The organism is Azohydromonas lata NBRC 102462, from assembly GCF_001571085.1.
GTDB lineage: Bacteria > Pseudomonadota > Gammaproteobacteria > Burkholderiales > Burkholderiaceae_C > Azohydromonas > Azohydromonas lata.
The window spans coordinates 34,064-58,944 of the sequence record NZ_BCTC01000020.1; the positions used below are offsets into that span (position 1 = coordinate 34,064).

The 24,881-nt window shown below is 67.9% G+C and carries 20 protein-coding genes; 15 read left to right on the forward strand and 5 right to left on the reverse strand.

The features are described 5' to 3' along the window. Positions 1 to 16: 16 nt before the first annotated feature. A complete protein-coding gene (gene fabI, locus ALA01S_RS09745; RefSeq protein WP_066335334.1) occupies positions 17 to 808 on the reverse strand; it encodes an enoyl-ACP reductase FabI in 792 nt (263 codons plus the stop codon). Positions 809 to 1,040: 232 nt separating this feature from the next. Here fabI and rimP point away from each other — a divergent pair, with 232 nt between their 5' ends. The 12 genes from rimP (at position 1,041) to ALA01S_RS32745 (ending at position 15,087) form a co-directional block, all read left to right on the forward strand. After that, entirely contained in the window at positions 1,041 to 1,715 is a 675-nt protein-coding gene (gene rimP, locus ALA01S_RS09750; RefSeq protein WP_066335416.1) for a ribosome maturation factor RimP, read from the forward strand. Next, the gene (nusA, locus tag ALA01S_RS09755; RefSeq protein ID WP_066335337.1) at positions 1,712 to 3,190 is read left to right on the forward strand and encodes a transcription termination factor NusA; all 1,479 of its coding nucleotides are present in this window, start codon (positions 1,712 to 1,714) and stop codon (positions 3,188 to 3,190) included. The genes rimP and nusA overlap by 4 nt, the downstream gene beginning before the upstream one ends. 59 nt (positions 3,191 to 3,249) lie before the next feature. Further along, a complete protein-coding gene (gene infB / locus ALA01S_RS09760; protein WP_066335340.1) occupies positions 3,250 to 6,339 on the forward strand; it encodes a translation initiation factor IF-2 in 3,090 nt (1,029 codons plus the stop codon). 71 nt (positions 6,340 to 6,410) lie between these two features. Beyond that, complete coding sequence (gene rbfA, locus ALA01S_RS09765) at positions 6,411 to 6,776, forward strand: 30S ribosome-binding factor RbfA (protein WP_066335341.1); 366 nt, start codon at positions 6,411 to 6,413, stop codon at positions 6,774 to 6,776. 4 nt (positions 6,777 to 6,780) lie between these two features. Continuing rightward, the gene (gene truB, locus ALA01S_RS09770) at positions 6,781 to 7,767 is read left to right on the forward strand and encodes a tRNA pseudouridine(55) synthase TruB (protein WP_066335345.1); all 987 of its coding nucleotides are present in this window, start codon (positions 6,781 to 6,783) and stop codon (positions 7,765 to 7,767) included. Between the two features lie 13 nt (positions 7,768 to 7,780). Beyond that, positions 7,781 to 9,610, forward strand: a complete 1,830-nt coding sequence (gene typA / locus ALA01S_RS09775; RefSeq protein WP_066335346.1) for a translational GTPase TypA — start codon at positions 7,781 to 7,783, stop codon at positions 9,608 to 9,610. Between the two features lie 389 nt (positions 9,611 to 9,999). Next, positions 10,000 to 10,917, forward strand: coding sequence for a DMT family transporter (locus ALA01S_RS09780; protein ID WP_066335347.1), 918 nt, complete (start codon positions 10,000 to 10,002; stop codon positions 10,915 to 10,917). A 55-nt stretch (positions 10,918 to 10,972) separates the two neighbouring features. Beyond that, the gene (locus ALA01S_RS09785) at positions 10,973 to 11,272 is read left to right on the forward strand and encodes a BrnT family toxin (RefSeq protein WP_066335348.1); all 300 of its coding nucleotides are present in this window, start codon (positions 10,973 to 10,975) and stop codon (positions 11,270 to 11,272) included. Next, on the forward strand, positions 11,226 to 11,519 hold the full coding sequence (locus tag ALA01S_RS09790) for a BrnA antitoxin family protein (protein WP_066335350.1): 294 nt from the start codon (positions 11,226 to 11,228) through the stop codon (positions 11,517 to 11,519). Before ALA01S_RS09785 ends, ALA01S_RS09790 begins: the two co-directional genes overlap by 47 nt. A gap of 129 nt (positions 11,520 to 11,648) precedes the next feature. Beyond that, complete coding sequence (gene dusA, locus ALA01S_RS09795) at positions 11,649 to 12,605, forward strand: tRNA dihydrouridine(20/20a) synthase DusA (RefSeq protein ID WP_066335351.1); 957 nt, start codon at positions 11,649 to 11,651, stop codon at positions 12,603 to 12,605. 273 nt (positions 12,606 to 12,878) lie between these two features. Further along, positions 12,879 to 14,141, forward strand: coding sequence for a phospholipase D-like domain-containing protein (locus tag ALA01S_RS09800; protein WP_066335353.1), 1,263 nt, complete (start codon positions 12,879 to 12,881; stop codon positions 14,139 to 14,141). Positions 14,142 to 14,367: 226 nt separating this feature from the next. Next, complete coding sequence (locus ALA01S_RS32745) at positions 14,368 to 15,087, forward strand: hypothetical protein (protein WP_157118872.1); 720 nt, start codon at positions 14,368 to 14,370, stop codon at positions 15,085 to 15,087. 41 nt (positions 15,088 to 15,128) lie between these two features. On the opposite strand, the gene ALA01S_RS09810 is transcribed toward ALA01S_RS32745, so the two are convergent. Beyond that, a complete protein-coding gene (locus ALA01S_RS09810; protein ID WP_066335357.1) occupies positions 15,129 to 16,106 on the reverse strand; it encodes a DMT family transporter in 978 nt (325 codons plus the stop codon). Positions 16,107 to 16,648: 542 nt separating this feature from the next. On the opposite strand from ALA01S_RS09810, the gene ALA01S_RS09815 reads away from it, so the two are divergent. From ALA01S_RS09815 to ALA01S_RS09825, 3 genes are read left to right on the forward strand one after another with little or no spacing between them, the layout of a single operon-like run. Then, entirely contained in the window at positions 16,649 to 17,062 is a 414-nt protein-coding gene (locus ALA01S_RS09815) for a carboxymuconolactone decarboxylase family protein (RefSeq protein WP_238455750.1), read from the forward strand. Continuing rightward, the gene (locus ALA01S_RS09820; protein ID WP_307189674.1) at positions 17,062 to 19,269 is read left to right on the forward strand and encodes a 4Fe-4S binding protein; all 2,208 of its coding nucleotides are present in this window, start codon (positions 17,062 to 17,064) and stop codon (positions 19,267 to 19,269) included. The genes ALA01S_RS09815 and ALA01S_RS09820 overlap by 1 nt, the downstream gene beginning before the upstream one ends. Before the next feature lie 5 nt (positions 19,270 to 19,274). Next, entirely contained in the window at positions 19,275 to 20,273 is a 999-nt protein-coding gene (locus ALA01S_RS09825) for an FAD:protein FMN transferase (RefSeq protein ID WP_066335360.1), read from the forward strand. A gap of 82 nt (positions 20,274 to 20,355) precedes the next feature. Here the strand turns inward: ALA01S_RS09825 and ALA01S_RS09830 are convergent, their stop codons facing one another. The 3 genes from ALA01S_RS09830 to ALA01S_RS09840 form a co-directional block, all read right to left on the reverse strand. Beyond that, positions 20,356 to 21,702 (reverse strand): glutamine synthetase family protein, encoded by a 1,347-nt coding sequence (locus ALA01S_RS09830; RefSeq protein ID WP_066335362.1) that lies wholly within the window; start codon positions 21,700 to 21,702, stop codon positions 20,356 to 20,358. Continuing rightward, on the reverse strand, positions 21,699 to 23,216 hold the full coding sequence (locus tag ALA01S_RS09835) for an aldehyde dehydrogenase (protein ID WP_066335364.1): 1,518 nt from the start codon (positions 23,214 to 23,216) through the stop codon (positions 21,699 to 21,701). Before ALA01S_RS09835 ends, ALA01S_RS09830 begins: the two co-directional genes overlap by 4 nt. 132 nt (positions 23,217 to 23,348) lie before the next feature. Next, positions 23,349 to 24,860 (reverse strand): aspartate aminotransferase family protein, encoded by a 1,512-nt coding sequence (locus tag ALA01S_RS09840; RefSeq protein ID WP_084267394.1) that lies wholly within the window; start codon positions 24,858 to 24,860, stop codon positions 23,349 to 23,351. Between the last annotated feature and the right edge of the window lie 21 nt (positions 24,861 to 24,881).

The window sequence follows — 24,881 nt, forward strand, 5'->3', positions numbered from 1 at the left end:
CGGTGAAGCGGGTCAATCAGCCGCGGGGTGAGCGCTCGCCGCCCATGACTTGGCTGAAGCCGCCGTCTACATAGGTGATCTCGGCGCTGATACCCGACGCCAGGTCGGACATGAGGAAAGCTGCTGCGTTGCCGACGTCGTCGATGGTGACGTTGCGGCGCAGCGGGGCATTGGTTTCCACGATGTCCAGGATGTTGCCGAAGCCCTTGATGCCCGAGGCTGCCAGCGTCTTGATGGGGCCGGCCGAGATGCCGTTGACGCGCACGCCGCGCGAACCCAAGCTGGACGCCAGATAGCGCACGCTGGCTTCCAGCGACGCCTTGGCCAGGCCCATGGTGTTGTAGCAGGGCACGTAGCGAACGGCGCCCAAGTAGCTCAGCGTCAGCAGGGCGCTGTTCTGGCGCAGCATGGGAGCGGCAGCCTTGGCCATGGCGGGGAAGCTGTAAGCCGAAATATCGTGCGCGATGCGGAAAGCCTCGCGCGAGAGGCCGTCCAGGAAGTCGTGGGAGATCGCTTCTCGCGGCGCAAAGCCGATGGAATGCACGAAACCGTCGAACTCGGGCCAGTGCTGGGACAGGTCGGTGAAGAGGCCGGTGATTTGCGCGTCGTCGGCCACGTCGCAGTCAAAGACCAGCTTGGAGTCGAACTCCTCCGCAAACTTGGAAATGCGCTCCTGGAAGCGCTCGCCAACGTAACTGAAAGCAAGCTCCGCGCCTTCGCGGTGGCAGGCGCGGGCGATGCCATAGGCAATCGAGCGGTTGGACAGCAATCCCGTGATCAACAGCCGCTTGCCGGCAAGAAATCCCATGGTGGCTCCGAGAGGTCAAAAACGGGCGGGATTCTCGCACGCAGCTTGCTTCACTCATTTGAGTTCAACCGGTCACTTGCCGGTACAGCTCTTGCAGAGTACAATCCGCTTCTCGCTGAATACCTAAACGGGCGGATCTTCCAGCCCTTTTTTTTTGCTTGATCGAATTTCACTTCCCTCACCGTTGCAACCACAGGAGGCCGCAGGTGGCGCCAGCCGCATGCGGAACAGCATGAACTGGCAGGCAGCCATTGAGCGCACCGTTACGGGCCTGGGCTATGAGCTCGTGGAGGTCGAGCGCGCTACGCGCGGCCTGTTGCGCGTGACCATTGACCGCGTGCCCGGGCATGCGTATCCCGGCGCGCCGTCCGAGTCCGTGACGGTGGATGACTGTGAGGCCGTGACCCGCCAGTTGCAGTATGTGCTGGAAGTGGAGAACGCCGACTACGCGCGGCTGGAAGTCTCCTCGCCGGGGCTGGATCGCCCGCTCAAGCGCGAGGCCGACTATGCCCGTTTTGCCGGTGAATTGGTTGAGATCACGCTGAAGATGCCTTTCCAGGGGCGGCGCAAGTACCGCGGCTTGCTGCAGTCCCGCCTCGCGGAAGCCCCCCTCGAGGCCACGCCGGCCGGTGCTCAAGGCGCTGAGGTCGCGGCGCCCGCCGGTTGGCGGCTGGTATTGCAGGACGAAGCGCCGGCGGCGCGCAAGAGCGGCGGCAAGGCCGTGCGCTCCAATGCCAAGGCGCGCGCCAAGCCGAAGGACGACGAGGACGCGCCGGTGCAGGTGCTGGACTTCGCCTTCGACGAAGTGCGTGAGGCCCGGCTGGTGCCGGTGGTGGATTTCAAGGGCCGGCGGGCCCAGGCTGCGCAGCCGCAAGAGCCGCAGCAGGACGGAGGACGCACAGAATGAACCGCGAAATGTTGATGCTGGTGGATGCCATCTCGCGCGAGAAGAGCGTCGAGCGCGACGTGGTCTTCGGCGCCGTGGAAGCGGCCCTGGCCTCGGCGACCAAGAAGCTGCACGGCGGCGAGGTGGACATCCGCGTGGCCATTGACCGTGACACCGGTGAGTACGAGACCTTCCGCCGCTGGCTGGTCGTCCCCGACAGCGCCGGGCTGCAGAACCCCGATGCCGAGGAACTGCTCTCCGATGCGCGCGACCGCATTGCCGACATCGAAGAGGGCGACTACATCGAGGAGCCCATCGAGTCCGTCACGATCGGCCGCATCGGCGCGCAGGCTGCCAAGCAGGTGATCCTGCAGAAGATCCGCGACGCCGAGCGCGAGCAGCTGCTCAATGACTTCCTCGCCCGCGGCGAGAAGATCATGGTGGGCACCGTCAAGCGGCTGGACAAGGGCGACATCATCGTCGAGAGCGGCCGCGTCGAAGGCCGGCTCAAGCGCGGCGAGATGATCCCGAAGGAAAACCTGCGCACGGGCGACCGCGTGCGGGCCTTCATCGCCGGCATCGATCCGACCGTGCGCGGGCCGCAGATCATGCTCTCGCGCGCCGCGCCGGGTTTCATGATGGAACTGTTCGCCCAGGAAGTGCCTGAGATCGAGCAGGGCCTGCTGGAGATCAAGAACGCGGCGCGCGACCCGGGCAGCCGCGCCAAGATCGCCGTGCTCTCGCACGACAAGCGCGTGGACCCCATCGGCACCTGCGTGGGCGTGCGCGGCTCGCGCGTGAACGCCGTGACCAACGAGCTCGCCGGTGAGCGCGTGGACATCGTCTTGTGGTCCGAGGATCCGGCCCAATTTGTGATTGGTGCGCTGGCGCCGGCCAACGTGCAGTCCATCGTGGTGGACGAGGAGCGCCACGCCATGGACGTGGTGGTGGACGAGGAAAACCTCGCCATCGCCATCGGCCGCGGTGGCCAGAACGTGCGTCTGGCTTCGGATCTCACCGGCTGGCGCATCAACATCATGACGGCGGAGGAATCGCTGGCCAAGCAGGCCACCGAGACCGAAAAGCTGCGCCGTCTGTTCGTGGAGAAGCTCGACGTGGACGAGGAGGTCGCCGACATCCTCATCGCCGAGGGCTTCGCCAGCCTCGAAGAAGTGGCTTACGTCCCCATGCAGGAAATGCTGGAGATCGAAGCATTCGACGAGGACACCGTGGGTGAGCTGCGCAAGCGCGCCAAGGATGCGCTGCTGACCCTGGAGATCGCCCGTGAGGAAGCCGTGGAAGAGGTGTCGCAGGACCTGCGCGACCTCGACGGCCTCACGGCCGAAGTGATTGCCAAGCTGGCCGACGGCGGTGTGCATACCCGTGACGACCTGGCCGACCTGGCCGTTGATGAACTGACTGATATGACCGGCCTGGACGACGTGGCGGCCAAGGCTCTGATCATGAAGGCGCGTGAACATTGGTTCAACGCCTGATCACCGTCCCTGACCACGCCCGCCAAGACCGCATCGCCCAGCAAGCAAGGATTTCCATAATGGCCGTGACAACCGTCGCTCAGTTCGCCGCCCAGCTCAATCGCCCGGCGTCGACACTGCTCGAGCAACTGCAGTCCGCCGGTGTCAGCAAGCGCTCCACCGACGACGCGCTCACCGATGCCGACAAAGAGCGGCTGCTGGCTCATTTGCGCAGCAGCCACGGGACCGGCGGAGGCGACCGCAAGAAGATCACGCTGACCAGCCGCAGCACCAGCGAGATCAAGCAGGCCGACGCCTCCGGCAAGGCCCGCACCATTCAGGTCGAAGTGCGCAAGAAGCGCACCTTCGTCAAGCCCGACGAGGCGAGCGCGCCCGAGATGAGCGCCGAGGAACTGGCCCGCCGCGAGGAAGAGGCCCGCGCCCAGGCCGAGGCTCTGCGCCGCCAGGAGGAGGAGCTCGCCGAGCGCCGCCGCCAGCGCGAAGCCGAGGAAAAGCGCCAGCGCGAGGAGGCCGAGGCCGCCCGCCGCCAGCGCGAGGCCGAGGAAGCCGCCGCCCGCGAGCGCGAGGCCGCTGTCGCCGCGCAGGCGGCCCAAGCCGCTCAAGCTGCCCAAGCCGCCGAGGCGGTCACTGCCGCCAAGTCTGCCCGCGAGCAGGCTGCCGCCCGCGCCGCTGCCGAAGCCGCCGCGCTGCAGGCCGCCTCGCGCCGCCAGATGGCCGCGCGCCATGCCCCGCGCACGCCCGCCGGTGGCCGCAATGCCGCCGCTGCGGCGCCGGCTCCCGCTGCCGCGGCTCCCGCGCCGGCTGCCGCTGCGCCCGCCCCGGTGCAGGCACCTGCTCCCGCGCCCGCTGCGCCGGCTCCCGTGGCCGCCGCGCCTGCGCCGGCCGCTGCCGCCCCGGCGCCCGCCGAGCCGCCCAAGCCCGCGCTGCGCGTGGTGAAGGCTGCCGAAGTGGCCGATGCCGAGAAGCAGCGCCTGGCCGACCTGGAGCGCCGCCGCAAGGCCGCCGAGGCCGAGGCCGCCGCCATCCGCGCCATGATGAATGCACCCAAGAAGGTGCTCGTGGCCAAGAAGGAGGAGCCCAAGCCGGCGCCCGCGCCCATCAAGGGCACCATCCACAAGCCCGCGGCCAAGCCCGGTGCGCCGGCGCCCGCGCAGGCCACGGCCGCTGCGGGTGCGGCCAAGCCCGGCGACAAGAAGTCGGTCAAGTCCGAGAAGCTGTCCTCCAGCTGGGCCGACGACGCCGCCAAGAAGCGCGGCGCCGTCAAGGGCCGGACCGAGGCGGGTGCCTCGGCCGGTGGCGCTCGCCCCGGCTGGCGCTCGCCCCGTGGCGGTCGCCGTGGCGGTGATCGCGACGAGCGCGGCGGTTCCAACTTCGTGGCGCCCAACGAGCCGCAAGTGCAGGAAGTGCACGTGCCTGAGACCATCAGCGTGGCCGACCTCGCTCACAAGATGAGCGTCAAGGCCTCCGAGGTCATCAAGCAGCTCATGAAGCTGGGCCAGATGGTCACCATCAACCAGCAGCTGGACCAGGAGACCGCGATGATCCTGGTCGAGGAAATGGGCCACAAGGCCTTTGCCGCGAAGCTGGACGATCCGGAAGCCTTCCTGGAAGAAGACGCCGCCACCAGCACCGCCGAGCAAAAGCCCCGCGCCCCCGTGGTCACCGTCATGGGCCACGTGGACCACGGCAAGACCTCGCTGCTGGACTACATCCGCCGCTCCCGCGTGGCCGCGGGCGAAGCCGGCGGCATCACGCAGCACATCGGCGCCTACCACGTCGAAACGCCGCGTGGCGTCATCACCTTCCTGGACACCCCGGGCCACGAAGCCTTCACGGCCATGCGTGCCCGCGGCGCCAAGGCCACCGACATCGTCATCCTGGTGGTGGCGGCTGACGACGGCGTGATGCCCCAGACCAAGGAAGCCATCCACCACGCCAAGGCCGCAGGCGTGCCGTTGGTGGTGGCGATCAACAAGATCGACAAGCCCGACTCCAACCTGGAGCGCGTGCGCAGCGAGCTGGTGGCCGAGCAGGTCGTGCCGGAAGAGTTCGGCGGCGATTCGCCCTTCGTCTCCGTCTCGGCCCGCACCGGCCAGGGCATCGACGACCTGCTGGAGCAGGTGCTGCTGCAGGCCGAAGTGCTGGAGCTCAAGGCTGCCGAGGACACGCTGGCCAAGGGCCTGGTGATCGAAGCCCGCCTGGACAAGGGCCGCGGCCCCGTGGCCACCGTGCTGGTGCAAAGCGGCACCCTCAAGAAGGGCGACGTGGTGCTGGCCGGCTCCAGCTATGGCCGCGTGCGCGCCATGCTGGACGAGGACGGCAAGGCCACCGAGGCCGCCGGTCCGTCCATCCCGGTCGAGATCCAGGGCCTGACCGAGGTGCCCCAGGCCGGTGACGAGTTCATGGTGCTGGCCGACGAGCGCCGCGCCCGTGAAATCGCCACCTTCCGCCAGGGCAAGTACCGCGACGTCAAGCTGGCCAAGCAGCAGGCCGCCAAGCTGGAGAACATGTTCGAGCAGATGGGCGCCGGCGACGTGCAGACGCTGCCGCTGATCATCAAGGCCGACGTTCAAGGTTCTCAGGAGGCGCTGGCTTCTTCGCTGCTCAAGCTCTCGACCGACGAGGTCAAGGTGCAGATCGTCCACGCGGCGGTGGGCGGCATCAGCGAAAGCGACGTCAACCTGGCCATCGCCTCCAAGGCGGTGATCGTGGGCTTCAACGTCCGTGCCGACGCCGGTGCGCGCAAGCTCTCCGAGAACAACGGCGTGGACCTGCGCTACTACAACATCATCTATGACGCCGTGGACGAGATCCGTGCCGCGATGTCCGGGATGCTGGCGCCGGAGCAGAAGGAAGAGGCCCTGGGCACGGCGGAGATCCGCACCGTGTTCGTCGCCTCCAAGATCGGCACGGTGGCGGGCTGCATGGTCACCTCCGGCCTGGTGCGCCGCAACGCGCGCTTCCGCCTGCTGCGCGAGAACGTGGTCATCTACACGGGCGAGATCGAGTCGGTGCGCCGCATGAAGGACGACGTGCGCGAGGTCAAGGAAGGCTTCGAGTGCGGCATCAAGCTCAAGAACTACAACGACATCGCCGAAGGCGATCAGATCGAAGTGTTCGAGATCAAGGAAGTGGCGCGCACGCTGTAAACCGGCTGTCCGTCCCTTCCTGAACGCAGCCCCGCCCTCGATGGGCGGGGTTCGCACTTCAGGAGTGCCCCATGCGACACAAGAGAAGCATCCCCAACCGCAGTTTTCGCATCGCCGACCAGATCCAGCGCGACGTGGCCGTGCTCGTGCGCGAGCTGAAGGACCCTCGCGTGGGCATGGTCACCATCAATGCCGTCGAGGTCACGCCCGACTACGCGCACGCCAAGGTGTTCTTCTCCTTGCTGGTGGGTGACCCGCAGGAAACGCAGGCCGCGCTGAACGAGGCCGCCGGCTTCCTGCGCAACTCGCTCTTCAAGCGGCTGCAGATCCACACCGTGCCCACGCTGCACTTCCAGTTCGACCGCACCACCGAGCGCGCGGCCGAGTTGGGCGCGCTCATCGCGCAGGCCAACGCCACGCGGGCCAAAGAGGATTGACCCGATGAGCGGCGCTCCGCGCACCCCCCGCCAACCTCGCCGTGCCCTGCACGGCGTGTTGTTGCTGGACAAGCCGCTGGGCTGGTCCAGCAACGACGCGCTGCAGAAGGTCAAGTGGCTGCTGCGGGCCGAGAAGGCCGGCCACACCGGCACGCTGGACCCGCTGGCCACCGGCCTCTTGCCGCTGTGCTTCGGCGCGGCGACCAAGTTTTCGCAGGTCAGCCTGGAGGCCGACAAGCGCTACACCGCCACGCTGAAGCTGGGCCAGGTGACGAGCACCGGCGACGCCGAGGGCGAGATCGTCAGCGAGCGCCCCGTGGCCGTGGACCAGGCGCTGCTGGACGCCGCCCTCGCGCGCCTGACCGGCCCCATCGAGCAGGTGCCGCCCATGCACTCCGCGCTCAAGAAGGACGGCAAGGCGCTGTACGAGTACGCGCGCGCCGGCATCGAGGTCGAGCGCGCGCCGCGGCAGGTCACGATTCACGCCATTGACATCCTGAGCCGGCAGGCTGACGCCCTGGTTCTGGACGTGCGCTGCAGCAAGGGCACCTACATCCGCACGCTGGCGCAAGACCTGGGCGAGCTGCTCGGCTGTGGTGCGCACCTCTCGGCGCTGCGCCGCACCGGCAGCGGCGCGCTGACGGTGTCGCGCTCCATCACTCTGGAGGCGCTGCAGGCACTGGACGAGCGTGCCCGCCTGGCGCTGCTGCAGCCGCCGGACGCGCTGGTGGTGGACTGGCCCGCAATTCGCTTGCCGGCGGAGGAGGCCGGGCGCTTCCTCTCCGGGTTGCGCCGCCGTGTCAGCCATGCCGACGCGCCGGCCGTTCGCGTCTACGGCCCCGAGCCGCAGGCCTTCTTGGGCACCGGGCTGGTGCGTGGTGGTGAGCTGATCGCACAGCGGCTGCTCAGTCCGCCTGAAGTCCAGTCCCTGCTGAATGTTTCCCCAGGCGCCGCGGCGCCGCAGGCCCAAGAGGCCGCACTGAATCCCTGAAAGAGCGTTCTTTATGAGCACCCAGATTCGCAACATCGCCATCATCGCGCACGTCGACCATGGCAAGACCACGATGGTCGACCAGCTCCTGCGCCAGTCCGGCACCTTTGCCGAGCACGAAAAGGTCGTGGACACCGTGATGGACAGCAACGCGATCGAACGCGAGCGCGGCATCACCATCCTGGCCAAGAACTGCGCCGTGAGCTGGGAAGGCACGCACATCAACATCGTGGACACCCCGGGCCACGCCGACTTCGGCGGCGAGGTGGAGCGCGCCCTGTCCATGGTGGACGGCGTGGTGCTGCTCATCGACGCGCAAGAGGGCCCCATGCCCCAGACGCGCTTCGTGACCAAGAAGGCGCTGGCCCTGGGCCTCAAGCCCATCGTGGTGGTCAACAAAGTCGACAAGCCCGGCGCCAATTGCGACAAGGTGATCAACGCCGCCTTCGACCTGTTCGACAAGCTCGGCGCCACCGACGAGCAGCTCGACTTCCCCGTGGTCTACGCCTCCGGCATCAACGGCTGGACGTCGCTGGAAGAGGGCACGCCGGGCGAGCAGTGGGGCCCCGACATGTCGGCCCTGTTCAACACCATCCTCAAGCACGTGCCTGCGCACCAGGGCGACCCCGACGCCCCGCTGCAGCTGCAGATCTCGGCGCTGGACTACAACAGCTTCGTGGGCCGCATCGGCGTGGGCCGCGTCAACGCCGGCAAGATCAAGCCGGCCATGGACGTGCTGGTGATGGAAGGCCCGGACGGCAAGTCCATCAAGGGCCGCGTCAACCAGGTGCTGACCTTCCAGGGCCTGGACCGGATCCAGGTGACTGAAGCCGGCCCGGGCGACATCGTGCTGATCAACGGCATCGAGGACATCGGCATCGGCGTGACGGTCACCGACCCGGCCAACCCGGCGCCGCTGCCCATGCTCAAGATCGACGAGCCGACGCTGACCATGAACTTCTGCGTCAACAACTCGCCGCTGGCGGGCCGCGAAGGCAAGTACGTCACCAGCCGCCAGATCTGGGACCGCCTGCAGAAGGAACTGCAGAGCAACGTCGCGCTGCGCGTGAAGGAAACGGACGAGGACGGCATCTTCGAAGTCGCCGGCCGGGGCGAGCTGCACCTGACCATCCTGCTGGAGAACATGCGCCGCGAGGGCTACGAGCTGGCCGTCTCCAAGCCGCGCGTGGTGTTCCGCGAGATCGACGGCGTGAAGATGGAGCCCATCGAGCTGGTGACGGCCGACATCGAGGAAGGCCACCAGGGCGGCGTGATGCAGGCGCTGGGCGAGCGCAAGGGCGAGCTGGTGAACATGGAGCCGGACGGCCGTGGCCGCGTGCGCCTGGAGTACCGCATCCCGGCGCGGGGCCTGATCGGCTTCTCCAACGAGTTCCTGAACCTCACGCGCGGCTCCGGCCTGATCAGCAGCCTCTTCGACGGCTACGAGCCCTTCAAGGGTGACGTGGGCGGCCGCAAGAACGGCGTGCTGATCTCCATGGACGACGGTGAAATCTTCACCTACGCCCTGGGCAAGCTCGACGACCGTGGCCGCATGTTCGTCAAGGCCGGCGACCCGGTGTACGAGGGCATGATCGTGGGCGTGCACAACCGCGACAACGACCTGGTGGTCAACGCCACGCGCACCAAGCAGCTGACCAACTTCCGCGTGAGCGGCAAGGAAGACGCCATCAAGATCACGCCCCCGATCGACTGCACGCTGGAGTACGGCGTGGAGTTCATCGAGGACGACGAGCTGGTGGAAATCACCCCGAAGTCGATCCGCCTGCGCAAGCGCCACCTGAAGGAACACGACCGCAAGCGTGCGCAGCGCGAAGGGGCATAACGCCCGCCGCGCCAGCGCATGGCGCAGAGGCTTCGTCTCTCCTTCGCCCTCTACCTCGTCATTCCCGCGAAGGCGGGAATCCAGGCGGCCCCACGCTGGAGCGTAGAGAGAACGCAGGAGTGCAGGCATTTCTGACTCGGTACGCCGACGGATGAGCTTGCGGCCGGCTTGGGGGCTGCCTGGATTCCCGCCTGCGCGGGAATGACGGATTGGGGTGCCTGCGCGGTCGGCTTCGGCCGCCGGTCAGCCACCTCGAAATGACGCATGGGCCGCCTTCCGCGGCCCTCTTTCATTGGGCGCCTTGTCTGCTGCGATGGGGCGTCTTGCTTGTTGGGCTCACTTCCAACACGTTTTCCCGGCTTTTTCTTTCTTTTGGAGCCGTCCGCGCCATGACCCACCGCCAAGGCATCGCCACCATGCTGCTGGTCACCCTGCTGTGGAGCATTGCGGGCGTGGTGACGCGGCACCTGGACAGCGCGGCCAGCTTCGAGGTCACCTTCTGGCGCAGCGCCTTCAACGCCGTGGCGCTGGGCGTGTTGCTGGCCGTGCTGCGCGGCCCGCGCGCCGTGTGGGCCACGCTGCGAGGGGGTGGGCGCGCGCTGTGGCTCTCCGGTCTGTGCTGGAGCGTGATGTTCACCGCCTTCATGGTGGCGCTCACGCTCACGACGGTGGCCAATGTGCTGGTGACCATGGCGCTGGGCCCGCTGTTCACGGCGCTGCTGTCGCGCTTCGTGCTGCACCACCGGCTTGCCACGCGCACGTGGCTCGCCATCTTTCTGGCCGGCGCGGGCATCGCCTGGATGTACGGCAATGAGCTGCTGCACAGCGACGCGCGGGCGCTGGCCGGCATCGCCGTGGCGCTGGCCGTGCCCGTGGCCGCGGCCACCAACTGGACGGCGCTGCAGTACAGCCGCCGCCACGGCGCCGACCAGGCCGGTGGCGGCGACATGCTGCCCGCCGTGCTCATCGGCGCGCTGATCTCCGCCGCCACCACGCTGCCGCTGGCCGCGCCGTTCCAGGCCACGGCCGCCGACCTGGGCTGGCTGGCGATGTTGGGCGCGCTGCAACTGGCCGTGCCCTGCCTGCTGTGCGTGGCCGTTTCGCGCGTGCTGCACGCGCCGGAAATGTCGCTGCTGGGCCTGCTGGAAGTGCTGTTCGGCGTGCTGTGGGCCTGGTTGGGCGCGGGCGAGACGCCGGCGCCCTCGGTGCTGGCCGGCGGGACGGTGGTGCTGGGCGCGCTGGCCTTGGATGCGGCGCTGGGGATGCGGCAGGGCGGGGCGGTGGAAGGCGCGCGGGCACGGGCCTGAATCGTTTTCAATTCTTGTATTGGCAGAAATATGCCCATGATCGGACAATGTGCCGATGCGCTTCGAGTTCGATCCCGCCAAGGCTGCAGCCAATCTGGCCAAGCATGGCGTGTCGCTGGCTGATGCGGAATTGCTGAAGTGGGACTGGCTCTGGTGCCGTCCGGATGCACGCCGGGACTACGGTGAGCTGCGCGAAATCGGCTTCGCGCCGCTCGGCGACCGGGTGTTTTGTGTGGTGTTCGTGCAGCGAGGCGATGTCTACCGCATCGTCAGCCTGCGCAAGGCCAATTCAAGAGAGGTGGTGGACTATGACCAAGCACTCCAGGAATTTCGGGTTTCTGATCCCGACGCCTGACGAGGACGCTGCCATTGCCGCTGGCATCGCCGCTGACCCTGACAGCTACGAGTTCAGCAGCGAGGAGATGAAGACGCTGCGCCCACGCCGCCCTGGGCGGCCCCCTTCCGGCAAGGTCCGCCCAACGCTGAACATGCGCGTGGACGCCGACGTGCTGGAGGCCTTCAAAGCCACTGGCCCCGGCTGGCAGACCCGCATTCATGCCCTGCTGCGTGAAGCCGTGGACAAGGGCTTGTTGAAGAAATAGCCGCCGCCCGGCGGCGGGCAGCCTGGCCCGGGGACAATCCGGCCCGTGAACTCCGCAGCCTCCACCCCCATTTCCGCCGCTACCGCCGCTACCGCCGCCGCGAACCCCTGGCGCCTGTCCGTCGCTCCCATGCTGGACTGGACTGACCGCCACTGCCGCTACTTCCACCGCCTCATCACGCGCCACACCCGGCTCTACACCGAGATGGTGACCACCGGCGCGCTGCTGCACGGCGACCGCCCGCGCCACCTGGACTTCAACCCCGAGGAGCACCCGCTCGCGCTGCAGCTCGGCGGCAGCGAGCCGGCCGACCTCGCCGCCTGCGCCAAGCTCGCCCAGGACTGGGGCTACGACGAGGTCAACCTCAACTGCGGCTGCCCCAGCGAGCGCGTGCAGCGCGGCGCCTTCGGCGCCTGCCTGATGAACGAGGCCCCGCTCGTGGCCGATGGCGTCAAGGCCATGCGCGACGTGGTGGACATCCCCGTCACCGTCAAGCACCGCATCGGCATCGACCGCATCGAGTCCTACGACTTCGTGCGCGACTTCGTGGGCACCGTGGCCGAGGCGGGCTGCGAGGTCTTCATCGTCCACGCCCGCAACGCCTGGCTCCAGGGCCTGAGCCCCAAGGAAAACCGCGACATCCCGCCGCTGCGCTACGAGTTCGTCTACCGGCTCAAGCGCGACTTCCCGGCGCTCACCATCGCCCTCAACGGCGGCGTGGGCAGCGACGAGCAGATCGCCGAGCACCTGCGCCACGTGGACGGCGTGATGGTGGGCCGCCAGGCCTACCACGAGCCCTGGAGCATGGCCGACTGGGACGCGCGCTTCTTCGGCGACGCCCCCGCCACGCCGCACGACCGGGCCGCCATCGAGGCGCTCATGGTCGAGTACATGGCCCGCCAGGCACCCAAGGGCGTGGCCTGGGCCCACGTCGCCCGCCACATGCTGGGCCTGTGGAACGGCATGCCCGGCGCGCGCCGCTGGCGCCAGGTGTGGAGCGACCACCGCCTCAAGGGCCAGCCGCCGCACGAGGTCTGGCGCCAAGCGCAGCGGCCCGCCGCGCAGCCGTCGGCCGCGCTCGCCTAAGTCCTTGCTGAATCCGCTCTGAGCCGGCGCCGCACGCACGTTTGCGGCCGGTTTCGTGCGCCAGGGGACGCCTTCCCCATCCATCCAGGGGCCTGGGCGGGCCCGGCGCCTGCCTGGGTCCGTCTCAGTCGGACCGGCGCGCGTGGACGCGCCGTGAACCCGCAGCCACGCCGCCGCGGCAGCCCGCCGCGGGGTGGGCGATGGAGAAGGCAACATGAAAAAAACCGAAGCGGCCCGTCCACGCCGCTGCCGGCGCACATGAGGCGCCGCACCATGTGGACCATCCTCCTTAGCGTTCTGGCAACGCTGCTGGTGGCCTTCGTCGCCATGAACCTCATGTCCGGCGAAAAGCGCATCCAGGAACAGCTCGAACGCCTCTACGACACCGGTGACCCCCAGTTCCGCCGCTCCATGAGCGTGTTGCTGGGCCCGCCCATGCTGGAAGGCAACCGGGTGCAGGCGCTGCTCAACGGCGAGCAGATCTTCCCGGCCATGCTGGGCGCCATCCAGGGCGCGCGCGAGAGCATCACCTTCGAGACCTTCATCTACTGGTCCGGCGACATCGGCGACCGCTTCGCCGAGGCGCTGGCCGAGCGCTCGCGCGCGGGCGTCAAGGTGCACGTGCTGCTGGACTGGGTGGGCACCATGAAGATGGAGGAGCGCTACCTGAAGCAGATGCACGACGCCGGCGTGGAGGTCGAGCGCTACCACAAGCCCCACTGGTCGCACCTGGCGCGGCTGAACCAGCGCACGCACCGCAAGCTGCTGGTGGTGGACGGGCGCGTGGGCTTCACCGGCGGCGTGGGCATCGCCGACGAGTGGGACGGCCACGCGCAGGACGAGAAGCACTGGCGCGACACGCACTTCCGCGTCGAAGGCCCGGTGGTGGCGCAGATGCAGGCCGTCTTCACCGACAACTGGATCAAGGCCACGGGCCGCGTGCTGCACGGCGAGCGCTACTTCCCGGCGCTTGGGCCCGCGGACGGCCAGCCCGCGCAGATGTTCAGCAGCTCGCCCACGGGCGGCAGCGAGAGCATGCACCTCATGTACCTCATGGCCATCACGGCGGCGAGGCACACCATCCACCTCTCCAGCAGCTACTTCGTCCCGGACGACCTGGCCGTGCAGGCCCTGGCCGACGCCGCCCGGCGCGGCGTGAAGGTGCGCATCATCACGCCCGGCCCGCTGATAGACGCCGACACCGTGCGCCGCGCCTCGCGTGCGCGCTGGGGCCCGTTGCTGGAGGCGGGCGTGGAAATGGCGGAGTACCAGCCCACCATGTTCCATTGCAAGGTGCTGGTGGTGGACTCGCTGCTGGTGTCCGTGGGCTCCACCAACTTCGACAACCGCAGCTTCCGCCTCAACGACGAGGCCAACCTCAACGTGCTGGACACCGCTTTTGCTCAGCGGCTGGTGGACGTGTTCGAGGCCGATTGGGCGCGCAGCCGCCCGGTGACGCTGGAGGCATGGCGTGGGCGCCCGCTGCAGGAAAAGCTCATCGAGCACGCGGCCGCGCTGCTGCGGACGCAGTTGTAGCGGCGCGCGCGGGCGGCGCCCACCGCCGGTGCGTCTTCCACCTGCCTGATCCCGCTCAGGTTATTTCCCCTGGGCTGAATAAGGGAATGGTCCCTCAATGCGTGAACTAGGTCACATGAGGGCGGTGAGCTGATGCGGTGCGAAAGGGCAGCGGCATCAAAATTCATGTGGCCGGGACGCCATTATTCGCTCAATTTTTCCCGGTCAGATCGATTTGGAGTGTTCCGTGATTTTGTCTCCCCGCCTGGTTCCCGCGCTCATGGTTTCTATTTTGGCCGCGGGATGTGCGACGGCTCCCAATAAAACCCCACTGTCGGCCGAGTCCAAGCAGAAAATCAAGACGGTCGCGTTGGTTGCCGTGCCCGAGCCTGAAAAGTACCCTTTGAATCCCGGTCAATTGCCGGGTGGCGCCTTGCTTTATGCCTTTGGTGCTCTTGGCGGTGCGGTGTTGGGCGGCATTGAATCGTCCCGGTATGAGACGGCAACCAACGAATTCACGACGGCCATCAAACCTACCCAGCCTGCCATTGCTCAGCATTGGAACGAGAGCTTCCTGTTGTCTCTGCAATCCAAGGGATATCAGGTGACGATGGTGCCGGAATTGCCCATGAAAAAGGATACGCAGGAAGCTGATTGTGCCAGCATTGCCGGAAAATACGATGCGGTAGTAGTCAGCAGTATTTCGTCTGGCTATGCCGTGTCCGATGCCGTCCAGCCGGTTTCGTATGCCAAGGTCAAGATGCTTTCAAGCGATTGCGGCGAAACCTATTTCTCGGACGCTTTTTCCTATTCCACCAAGCCCATGCCGAGAGCGACGCATTCCCAGAGCGATGCACGCTTCAATTTCCCAAGCCGTGAGACGCTGCTTTCCAACCCTGAACTGGCCAAAGAAGCCATGCGCACCGGCGTCGGCACGGTGGCCCGGCAGGCGGCGTCGGCTCTGTAACCCGGGTGAAGCCGCCGCAGCGTCCGCAGCGCCCACGCCGCTTACCCCACTTTGTCGGCCGCTGGCGCCGAGGGGTGTTTTGCACTGTTGGAGGCGGCGCCCGGCACCACGCGCGAGGGCCAGGTCGCCAGCAGCAGCCCGGCCAGGGCCAGCGCGCAGGCCAGCGCGTGCGCGGCCGTCACGTGTTCGCCCAGGAGCAGCACGCCGATGGCGGCGGCTGAGAGCGGCAGCATCACCGTGAACACCCCGGCCTGCTGCGCCGGCACGCGTTTGAGGCCCTGCATCCACAGCCAGACGCTGACCATGCTGGCCGCCAGCGCATAGAACACCAGCAGCCCCCACGAGCCGGCCGACACCTGGGTGAAATCGAAGGACAGCGCCTGCCACAGGCCCAGCGGCGTCACCAGCGCCAGGCCCCAGGCGTTGATGAGCGCGCTGATGCGCCGCGGTGACAGGCTGGCCGTGAGCCGCTTGCCGATCACCACGTAGCTCGCCTCGCAGAACACTGCCGCCAGCAGCAGCACGTAGCCCCACCACGGCGCCGAGGCCGTGCCCGGCGCGTTGCGCGCGAAGGCCAGCAGCGCGATGCCGCCCACCGCGCAGGCGATGCCCGCGGCCGAGCGCGGCGTGATGCGCTCCTTGAGCATCACCCACGAAAGAAACGCCACCGCCGCCGGGATGCCCGCCATGGTCACGCCCGCGGCCAGCGCCGAAGTCGCCTGCACGCCAAAGAGCATGCAGATGGAAAACAGGAAGTTGCCGAACAGGCTTTGCGCGAACAGCAGCCGCTTCTCGGCGGGGCCGAGCGTGGGCTCATCGGCCGGCTTGCGCATCCACCCCGCCATGGCCACCGCCGCGATGCCGAAGCGCAGCCACGCCAGCAGGAACACCGGGAACACCGCCACCAGCAGTTTCGACAGGCCGACGTAGCTGCCGACCAGGGTCATGCTGGCGGCGAGGAAGAGGCAGGAAACGAGGGGAAGGTGGGCCGGCTGGCGGGGGGACTGCGATGGGGACATCGGGTGCTGCGTAGCGGGGAACTGCGGGCAGGCAGTGTGCCCCAGAGAGCAGTGGACCACGTCACGCCGCAAAGGCCGGCTTCAAATAAATGTCAAAGCGGGAATGCAAAGTCCTGCAGGACCCATTTTTCCTGGCCTGCTTGGCCATGGGTCAGTTTTATTTGACATGCCTCAAATTCCAGTCAAGGTGTTGCTCCTGGAGCAGCGTGAGACAAGGAAAAGCCGTGGCGGCGTCGGCTTCTGTGCGGCCCGACAGCGTTGATGCTTCAGCTTGGCACTGTTTCTGATTCACGCTCCACATTAATTAGGGTTTTCACTGGCGATGTTCTTGAGCCCTGTCCCTTAATGGCTGGGTTTTTGGGAATGCTGTTTTGAAGGGGGCTTTTGCCGAAACCGTGTAGTATTTGTTGCTTGATGTATCTGTTGGCAATAAAGGATGGACTGAAGGTTTTGCAAAGCGCACCAAGACGGATTGCAAATGGGTCCGCGCTTGGCGTGGACGGTATTTTTATGCCGATAAAACAGGGGGATGGAAATTGAACATGATGTGTGAAGTGCCATTGTGCGATGAGCGTTTCAAGAAGGGCTGGGAGAAAATCAAGGAGATAGACCAGGGGATTTTGCAGGATTTCTATAAGAGCCTTCTCGACATATCTCCTGACTTTGCGCGCCAGCTGGTGCAATTTCCTTTCGGCGATGTTTATTCCCGCCCGGCACTGGACAGCAGGCGGCGGGAACTGGCCATCGTCTCGGCCATTGCCGCGCTGGGGCATGCGCAGCCGCAACTGCGGCTGCACCTGCATGCCGCCATCAAGGTCGGCTGCACCCGCGACGAATTGATCGAAGTCCTCATGATGACCGCCGTCTACAGCGGTTTCCCCGCGGCGCTGAATGCTTTTGCCACTTTCGGCTCGGTCTTGAAGGAAGTCGAAGCTCCGTGCAAGGAGAGCGCGTGATGCAGTTGCTCTCCTTGGGCACGAGCTGGCGCGGCCGTGTGGCGGCACGTGCCGGCCTGATGCGCACCGCCTGCTCTTGGTGGATGGCCCTGGTGGCCGTTCTGCTGGGCTGGGCTGGGCTGCTCTGTGCGACGCCGGCCCATGCCGGCGTGATGAACCGCGAGCTGATGGAGAAAGCCTTTCCGTCGCCACTGATCGTCGGCGAAAAGGACCGCGACCTGCCGGTCTGGCCCATCCTGAAACAGGACGCCACCTCCACGCCGGTCATCGCCTACGTTTTCGAATCCATCGATCTGGCGCCCATCCCGGGTTTCTCCGGCACGCCCTACAACCTCCTGGTTGCGATCACCACCAAGGGCGAATTCATGGACGTGCGGGTGCTGTCGCAGCACGAGCCGGTATTTCTCGACGGCTTGGGGGAAGGCCCCATGCACCGCTTCGTAGACCAGTACAAGGGCCTGTCGCTGAAGCAGAACATCAAGATCGGCTCCAACCTCAACAGCGGCGGCAAGGCCGGCAGCGCAAACGTCTACATCGACGGCGTGGCCAAGGCCACCGCCTCGGTGCGCATCCTCAACCAGAGCCTGCTGGCGGCCTCGCTGAAGGTGGCGCGGGCCAAGATGGGTTATGCCGAAGGCCGCGACCCCGACCTCGTGGCGCACCTCAGACCTGACGTTTTCGAGTCGATGGGCTGGGACGAGATGGTCAAGGCGGGCCTGATCACACGCAAGACCTTCCGCAATCGTGATGTGGAAGCGGCCTTCAAGGGCACCGTGGGCGAGGGCCTGGACGAGCAAGGCACCAGGCGCGGGGACGACAGCTTCGTCGACGTGTATTTCGCCTACCTGAACGTGCCGTCCGTGGGCCGCAACCTGCTGACGCCGGCGGGCTGGAAATTCATGCAGTCGCGGCTGGAGGAGGGGGACCATGCCCTGCTGCTGGTCGCCAGCGGCCGTTATTCGATGCTGGGCGAGGATTTCGTCCGCGGTGCCGTCCCCGACCGCTTGACGCTGCAGCAGCAGAACCTGCCGCTGGAAATCCGCGACCTGGACCTGGACGTGGATCTGAAACTGCCGCCATCGCTGCGCTCGGCCGAGTGGCGGGCCTTCCGCGTCATCGCGCCGGCCGGGCTCGATCCGGCCCAGGCGCTGAATTTCAACCTGCACGTCACGCGCAGCAAGGGCCAGATTTATCCGGAGCGGGTCACCAGGGCCTTGGGGTTCGATGCCCAATTGCCCGCCAAATATTTCGAGGCGGCCAGCAGCAACGACAAGACCTGGCGCACGAGTTGGCGCACGCGCGTCGGCGAAGTGGCGCTGCTGGCCATTGGCCTGGGCGTCCTGGCCTGGGCGCTGCGCAACCAGCTGTGGCTGTCGCAGAACCCGCGCCGGCTGGCCTTTTTCCGCACTGGCTATCTGCTGTTCACCGTGGCCTTCATCGGCTGGTATGCGCAGGGGCAGTTGTCCATTGTCAACATCACCGCCCTGGTGCAGGCCGTGATGGCCGGGCGCAACCTGGACTTCTTCCTGTACGACCCGATGACGGTCAGCCTGTGGGCCTTCGTCGCCATCACGTTCTTCGTGTGGGGGCGCGGTACTTTCTGCGGCTGGCTCTGTCCCTTTGGCGCCCTGCAGGAGCTGGTGAGCAAGGTGGTGAAGCCGCTGCGCCTGCCGCAATGGCGCATATCGGAGCGGGCCGACGCGCAGCTCAAGAAGATCAAGTACGCCGTGCTGGCCGCCATCGTGGTGACGGCCTGCGTTTCAGTGCCCTGGACCGACCGTCTGGTCGAGGTCGAGCCCTTCAAGACGAGCATCACGCTGGTATTCGCCCGTGACTGGCCTTTCGTGGCCTGGGCTGGCGGCCTGCTGGCGCTGAGTGCGTTCGTCTACAAGGGTTACTGCCGTTATCTCTGCCCGCTGGGGGCGGGCATGGCGATTTTCGGGCGCCTGCGCCGCTTCGACTGGATCGCGCGGCGCACGGAATGCGGCACGCCCTGCCAGCGCTGCCGCAATGACTGCGCGTACAAGGCCATCCCGAAATCCGGGGACATCAACTACAACGAATGCTTCCAGTGCCTGGATTGCGTGGCCATTTTCCAGAGCGAACAGCTGTGCGTGCCGCTGATTGCCATGAACAGGAAGGCCGCCCGCCAGATTCCCATCGCGGCGGCGGTGGAAAAAGAAACCGTGGCACCGGTCCAAGGATGAATCCCATGAAGCGTCGTGTATTTCTCCAATCCAGCCTGGGCCTGGGTGCTCTGGGAGGCTTGGGCCCCGCCGGCGCGGCGATGCCGGCCACCGCCCCGCTGCAATGGCGTGAGCGCAGCCTGGTCGGCTTTGGCACGGTGTTGTCCTTGCGGGTGGCCCACGCCAAAGCGGCCCAAGCCGATCAGGCGCTGGACGCCGCCGTGCGGGTCGTCCGCCATGTCGAGGATCAGATGAGCCTGTTCAACCCGGACAGCGCCGTCAGCCGCCTCAACCGCGACGGCGTGCTGCGCGATCCGCACCCAGACCTGCTCCAGGTGTTCCAACTGGCTCAAGGCATCTCGGCGCGCAGCAGCGGAGCCTTCGACGTCACGGTGCAGCCCCTGTGGACCGTGTTCGAAGCGGCCCAGCGCCGGGGCACGCTGCCGTCGGCCACGGCCGTCGCGCAGGCGCGGGCTGCCGTCGGCTGGCGCAGGCTGCGGGTGTCGCCCCAGGAGATCCGCCTGGGCGGGCCCGGCATGGCGGTCACGCTCAACGGTATCGCGCAGGGCTTTGCGGCGGACCTGGTGCGTTCCGGGCTGGAGAGCCGCGGCATCCGGCATGCGCTGATCAACACGGGCGAATGGTCGGCCCTGGGCCGTCCTGAACCGGATCGCCCCTGGCTGCTGGGCATTGCCGACCCGCATGAGGCTCAAGCCCTCCTGGGCCGGCTGGCCATGGACGGGCGCAGCGTCGCGACCTCGTCGGACAGCGAAACCTTCTTCAGCGCCGACCATCGGCACCACCATGTGTTCGATCCGCGCACCGGCTACTCCCCGACCGGCCTGTCCAGCGTCACGGTCGCGGCGCCGAGTTGCGCCCTGGCGGACGCGCTGACCAAGGTGATGCTCAACGCCGGTCGGCAGGAGGCGCTGCGCCTGGCGCGGGAGTGGCAGGTGGACGTGCTGGTGGTGGACAAGGCGGGGAGGTGGGAGGCCAGCGAGGGCTTGAAGCTGCAAAAGGCCTGAAAACTTATCGCCCCAGGCACCGGCGCGTCGCCCGGAAAGCGTTTGGCTTTCCGGGCGACTTCATTGGGACTCCGTGCTCAATTCAAAACGCATCCGCATACCTCTCCAACTCCCACGCGCTCACATGACGCGTGTATTCCGCCCATTCCTCCCGCTTGATCCGCACGAACTCGTGCACCAGGGCGGGTGACAGCGCCTTGACCAATATCTCGTCGGCTTCCAGCGCATCCAGCGCCTGGGCCAGGCTGTGCGGCACGGCGCGCAGGGCGAGTTCGGAAATCACTTGCGGCGGGGCGTCCAGCAGGTCCAGGTCCACGTCGGGGCCGGGGTCCAGGCGGCGTTCCAGCCCGTCCAGCCCGGCGGCCACCAGCCCGGCCAGCATCAGGTACGGGTTGGCGCTCGCATCCGGCAGCCGCCATTCGAAAAGGCCGTGCAGCGTGCGCACCAGCGCCGTGCGGTTGTCCAGGCCGTGCGCGATGAACTTGGGCGCGTCGCCGGCACCATAGGTCGTTGGGCCCAGGCGCTTGTAGGAGTTCACCGTGGGCGCGGCCAGGGCGCACAGCGCCGCGCTGTGCGCCAGCATGCCGCCCACGAAGTGCCGCCCCATCAGCGACAGCGGGCGCCCGCGGTCCACCGCGCCGTCGGGCAGGTGCGGCGTGAACAGGCTCACCGCGTCCACGCCTTCGCCCTCCCGCAGCGACACATGCACGTGCATGTCGCTGCCGGGCTGCTCCGCGAACGGCTTGGGCATCAGCGAAAACAGCATGCCGTGCTGCTGCGCGATGGCGTGCGCCGCCTGCTTGAAGAGCATGAACTGGTCGGCACAGGCCAGCGCATCTACCGGGCCGAAGTCGATCTGGTACTGCCCGGGCCCCCCGGCATGCTCCAGTTGCAGCACGTCCACGCCGCAGCGCTCCAGCGCCTCGCGCAGCTCGTGCAGGTAGCCGGCCTGGCGCGGCAGCGTCTTGAGGTCGTAGCTGGGCTTGTCCAGCCGCTCGTGGGCGTCGGCCGGAACGAGCAACTCGCCCTCGCGGCGCAGCAGGAAGAACTCCGGCTCCAGGCCCACGCGCAAGTGCCAGCCCTGCGCCGCCAGCGGCGCCAGCGCCCGGCGCAGCGCCTGGCGCGGGTCGGCATCGAAGGGCTCGTTGGCCACGAAGCCGTCGGCCACGATGCGCGCCACGCCCGGCAGCCAGGGCAGGGCCAGGATGGACGTCGCCTGCCCGCGCGCGTGGTAGCGCGCCCGCTGGCCCGTGCGCGGCAGCGCGCCGCCCCAGACGGCTGAGCCTGCAAAGCCGGCGCCGTCGGTGAGCACGTCGTCCAGGTGCGCCAGCGGCACGAACTTCCCGCGCGCCGCCCCATGCAGGTCGGTGAACTGCACCAGCAGGGTGTGTATGCCCTGCTTCTTCAGCCGCTCGCGCAGGTCTCTCATGCGTTGCCTCCGTCGTTGGCCGGGTCTATGCGCACCCAGGTGGTCTTGAGCTCGGTGTACTTGTCGAAGGCGTGCATCGACTTGTCGCGCCCGTTGCCGCTTTGCTTGAAGCCGCCGAAGGGCACGGTGATGTCGTCCTCGTCGTACTGGTTGACGTGCACGGTGCCGGCGCGCAGCGCGCGCGCCACGCGGTGGGCGCGGCTCAGGTGGTCGCTCCACACGCTGGCCTGCAGGCCGTAGGGCGTGTCGTTGGCCAGGCGCACGGCCTCGGCCTCGTCCCGGAAGCGCAGCACGGCCTGCACCGGCCCAAAGATTTCCTCCTGCGCGATGCGCATGCTGCTGTGCACGCCGTCGAAGAGGGTGGGCTCGACGTAGTAGCCGCCGCTCTCAAGCCGCACCTGCCGCCCGCCGGCCAGCAGCCGCGCGCCTTGCTCCTGCCCGGCCTGGATGTAGCCCAGCACGGTGCGCAATTGCTGCTCGTCCACGATGGCGCCCATGGCCGTGCCCGGCGCCAGCGGGTCGCCCGGGGCGTAGCGCGGGGCCTGGGCCGCCAGCAGCGCCGCGAACTGGTCCGCAATGGCCTCGTGCACCAGCACGCGCGAGGGCGCATTGCAGCTCTCGCCCTGGTTGAAATACATGCTGCCCGCGGCGGTGGCGGCGGCGCGGGCGAGGTCGGCGCAGTCGGGAAAGACGAGAAAGGCGGACTTGCCGCCCAACTCGTTGAAGACGCGCTTGAGGTTGCTGCGCCCCGCGTACTCCAGCATGCGCCGCCCCGTGCGGGTGGAGCCCGTGAAGCCGATGGCGTCCACGTCCATGTGCAGCGCCAGCGCCTCGCCGGCTTCCGCGCCGTGGCCGGGGACCACGTTGAACACCCCCGCCGGCAGCCCGGCCTGCAGCGCCAGCTCCGCCAGCCGCAGCGCGGTGAAGGGCGACTTCTCGCTGGGCTTGAGCACCAGCGAGTTGCCCATGGCCAGGGCCGGCGCGATCTTCCAGGCGGCCATGATCATGGGGTAGTTCCACGGGACGATGGCCCCGACCACGCCGACGGGCTCGCGCGTGATCAGCGCCAGGCCTGTCTCCGCCGTGGGCGCGATCTCGTCATAGCGTTTATCCAGCGCCTCGGCGTACCAGGCGATGCAGCGCGCCGTGGCCGGCACGTCCACCGTGAGCGCGTGGGCTATGGGCTTGCCCATGTCCAGCGTCTCCAGCAGGGCCAGCTCCTCGCGGGCGGCCAGCACCAGCTCCGCGAAGCGCAGCAGCACCTTCTTGCGCGCGGCCGGCGGCTGCCTGGCCCAGCGGCGGTCGTCGAAGGCGGCGCGGGCGCTGCGCACGGCGGCGTCCACGTCGGCCGCCTGGCCGCGGGCGACCGTGCCCAGCAGGCGGCCGTCCACGGGCGAGCGCTTGACAGTGGTTTCGCCGGAGGCGGCGTCGCGGCGCTGGCCGGCTATGAAACAGCGGCCGTCGGTCCGGACCTCGGCGGCGCGGGCGTGCCAGTCGATGCTTGGGCGGTTCATGCAAGTCCTCGAATTTGCTTGTAGGAGGCCCGCTTGCGGGCCGAACCCGGTGGAGCTGGGTCATGCAGAGCGCCAGCGGTTCGGCCCGCGAGCGGGCCTCCTACAAGGGCGCTGAGCAGCTTCATGGGGGGCTCACAGCCAGCCGTTGCACGTGGCGTCGGCCAGGGTCAGGTCCAGGCAGCGCTGGATGAGCGCGGCCATCTCGTCGAGCTGCGCGCGGGTGATGACCAGCGGGGGCGCGACGATCATGCGGTCGCCCACGGCGCGCATGATCAGCCCGTTGCCGAAGCAATGGCCGCGGCACACCATGGCGATGTCCACCTCGGCCGGGAAGGGCGCGTTGGTCGCCTTGTCCCGCACCAGCGTGATGGCCCCCATGAGGCCGCAGCTCTGCACCTCGCCCACCAGCGGGTGCGCGGCAATGCGCTGGTACAGCTCGGCCATGTAGGGGCCGGTGTCGTCGCGCACCCGCTCCACCAGCTTCAGCCGGCGCACGAGCTGCAAATTGGCCACGCCCACGGCGCAGGCCACGGGGTGGCCGCTGTAGGTGTAGCCGTGGGTGAACTCGCCGCCCTTTTCGATCAGCGCCTGCGCCACGCGCTCGCCCACCAGCACGCCGCCCAAGGGGACGTAGCCGCTGGTCACGCCCTTGGCGAAGGTGATGAGGTCCGGCCGGGTGCCGAAGCGCTCGCAGCCGAACCAGTGGCCGGTGCGGCCGAAGCCGCAGATCACCTCGTCGCTCACCAGCAGGATGCCGTAGCGGTCGCAAATGCGCTGGATCTCCGGCCAGTAGGTTTCCGGCGGGACGACCACGCCGCCCGCGCCCTGCACGGGCTCGCCGATGAAGGCGGCCACGTTCTCCGGGCCCACTTCCAGGATCTTGTCCTCCAGCCACTGCGCGGCCTTGAGGCCGAACTCCTCGCGCGAGAGGCCCAGCGCGCGGCCGTGCTCCCACCAGTGCGGCTGGCCGATGTGGACGATGCCGGGAATGGGCAGCCCGCCTTGCTCGTGCATGCCCGGCATGCCGCCCAAGGAGGCGCCGGCCATGGTGGAGCCGTGGTAGCCGTTCCAGCGGCTGATGATCACCTGCCGCTGCGGCTGGCCCATCAGCGCCCAATAGCGGCGCACCATGCGCACCACGGTGTCGTTGCTCTCCGAGCCGGAGCTGGCGAAGAACACGTGCTTGAACTGCGGCGGCGCCAGCTCGGCCAGCAACTCGGCCAGCTCGATCGCCGGCGGCGTGCTGGTCTGGAAAAAGGCGTTGTAGAAGGGCAGCTCCTGCATCTGGCGCGTGGCGGCGTCTATCAGCGGCTGCTGCCCGTAGCCGACGTTCACGCACCACAGGCCCGACATGGCGTCCAGGATGCGGTGCCCCTCGCTGTCCCAGAGGTAGATGCCCTCGCCGCGGGTGACGATGCGCGCGCCGCGCGCGGCCAGCGCCTTGAAGTCGGTGAAGGGGTGCAGGAAGTGCGCGGCGTCCGCCGCCTGCCACTCGCGCGTGCTGCGGCCGCGGAATGCGCCGCTGGCGCCGCCGTCCTCGCCCGGGCTGCCGCCCAGGGGAGCGCCCGCGGCCGCGAGCGTCGAGGCGGCCGTGGTATCGAGCAGGGTGGCGGCGCTGGCGATGTCGGTCACGGTGTTGCTCATGGACTCCTCCAGTCGTTTCTG

Bases quoted from the DNA above. Each gene is read 5' to 3' on its own strand.
- fabI (WP_066335334.1), bottom strand. From the start codon at position 808: ATGGGATTTCTTGCCGGCAAGCGGCTGTTGATCACGGGATTGCTGTCC.
- rimP (WP_066335416.1), top strand. From the start codon at position 1,041: ATGAACTGGCAGGCAGCCATTGAGCGCACCGTTACGGGCCTGGGCTAT.
- nusA (WP_066335337.1), top strand. From the start codon at position 1,712: ATGAACCGCGAAATGTTGATGCTGGTGGATGCCATCTCGCGCGAGAAG.
- infB (WP_066335340.1), top strand. From the start codon at position 3,250: ATGGCCGTGACAACCGTCGCTCAGTTCGCCGCCCAGCTCAATCGCCCG.
- rbfA (WP_066335341.1), top strand. From the start codon at position 6,411: ATGCGACACAAGAGAAGCATCCCCAACCGCAGTTTTCGCATCGCCGAC.
- truB (WP_066335345.1), top strand. From the start codon at position 6,781: ATGAGCGGCGCTCCGCGCACCCCCCGCCAACCTCGCCGTGCCCTGCAC.
- typA (WP_066335346.1), top strand. From the start codon at position 7,781: ATGAGCACCCAGATTCGCAACATCGCCATCATCGCGCACGTCGACCAT.
- ALA01S_RS09780 (WP_066335347.1), top strand. From the start codon at position 10,000: ATGACCCACCGCCAAGGCATCGCCACCATGCTGCTGGTCACCCTGCTG.
- ALA01S_RS09785 (WP_066335348.1), top strand. From the start codon at position 10,973: ATGCGCTTCGAGTTCGATCCCGCCAAGGCTGCAGCCAATCTGGCCAAG.
- ALA01S_RS09790 (WP_066335350.1), top strand. From the start codon at position 11,226: ATGACCAAGCACTCCAGGAATTTCGGGTTTCTGATCCCGACGCCTGAC.
- dusA (WP_066335351.1), top strand. From the start codon at position 11,649: ATGCTGGACTGGACTGACCGCCACTGCCGCTACTTCCACCGCCTCATC.
- ALA01S_RS09800 (WP_066335353.1), top strand. From the start codon at position 12,879: ATGTGGACCATCCTCCTTAGCGTTCTGGCAACGCTGCTGGTGGCCTTC.
- ALA01S_RS09810 (WP_066335357.1), bottom strand. From the start codon at position 16,106: ATGTCCCCATCGCAGTCCCCCCGCCAGCCGGCCCACCTTCCCCTCGTT.
- ALA01S_RS09815 (WP_238455750.1), top strand. From the start codon at position 16,649: ATGATGTGTGAAGTGCCATTGTGCGATGAGCGTTTCAAGAAGGGCTGG.
- ALA01S_RS09820 (WP_307189674.1), top strand. From the start codon at position 17,062: ATGCAGTTGCTCTCCTTGGGCACGAGCTGGCGCGGCCGTGTGGCGGCA.
- ALA01S_RS09825 (WP_066335360.1), top strand. From the start codon at position 19,275: ATGAAGCGTCGTGTATTTCTCCAATCCAGCCTGGGCCTGGGTGCTCTG.
- ALA01S_RS09830 (WP_066335362.1), bottom strand. From the start codon at position 21,702: ATGAGAGACCTGCGCGAGCGGCTGAAGAAGCAGGGCATACACACCCTG.
- ALA01S_RS09835 (WP_066335364.1), bottom strand. From the start codon at position 23,216: ATGAACCGCCCAAGCATCGACTGGCACGCCCGCGCCGCCGAGGTCCGG.
- ALA01S_RS09840 (WP_084267394.1), bottom strand. From the start codon at position 24,860: ATGAGCAACACCGTGACCGACATCGCCAGCGCCGCCACCCTGCTCGAT.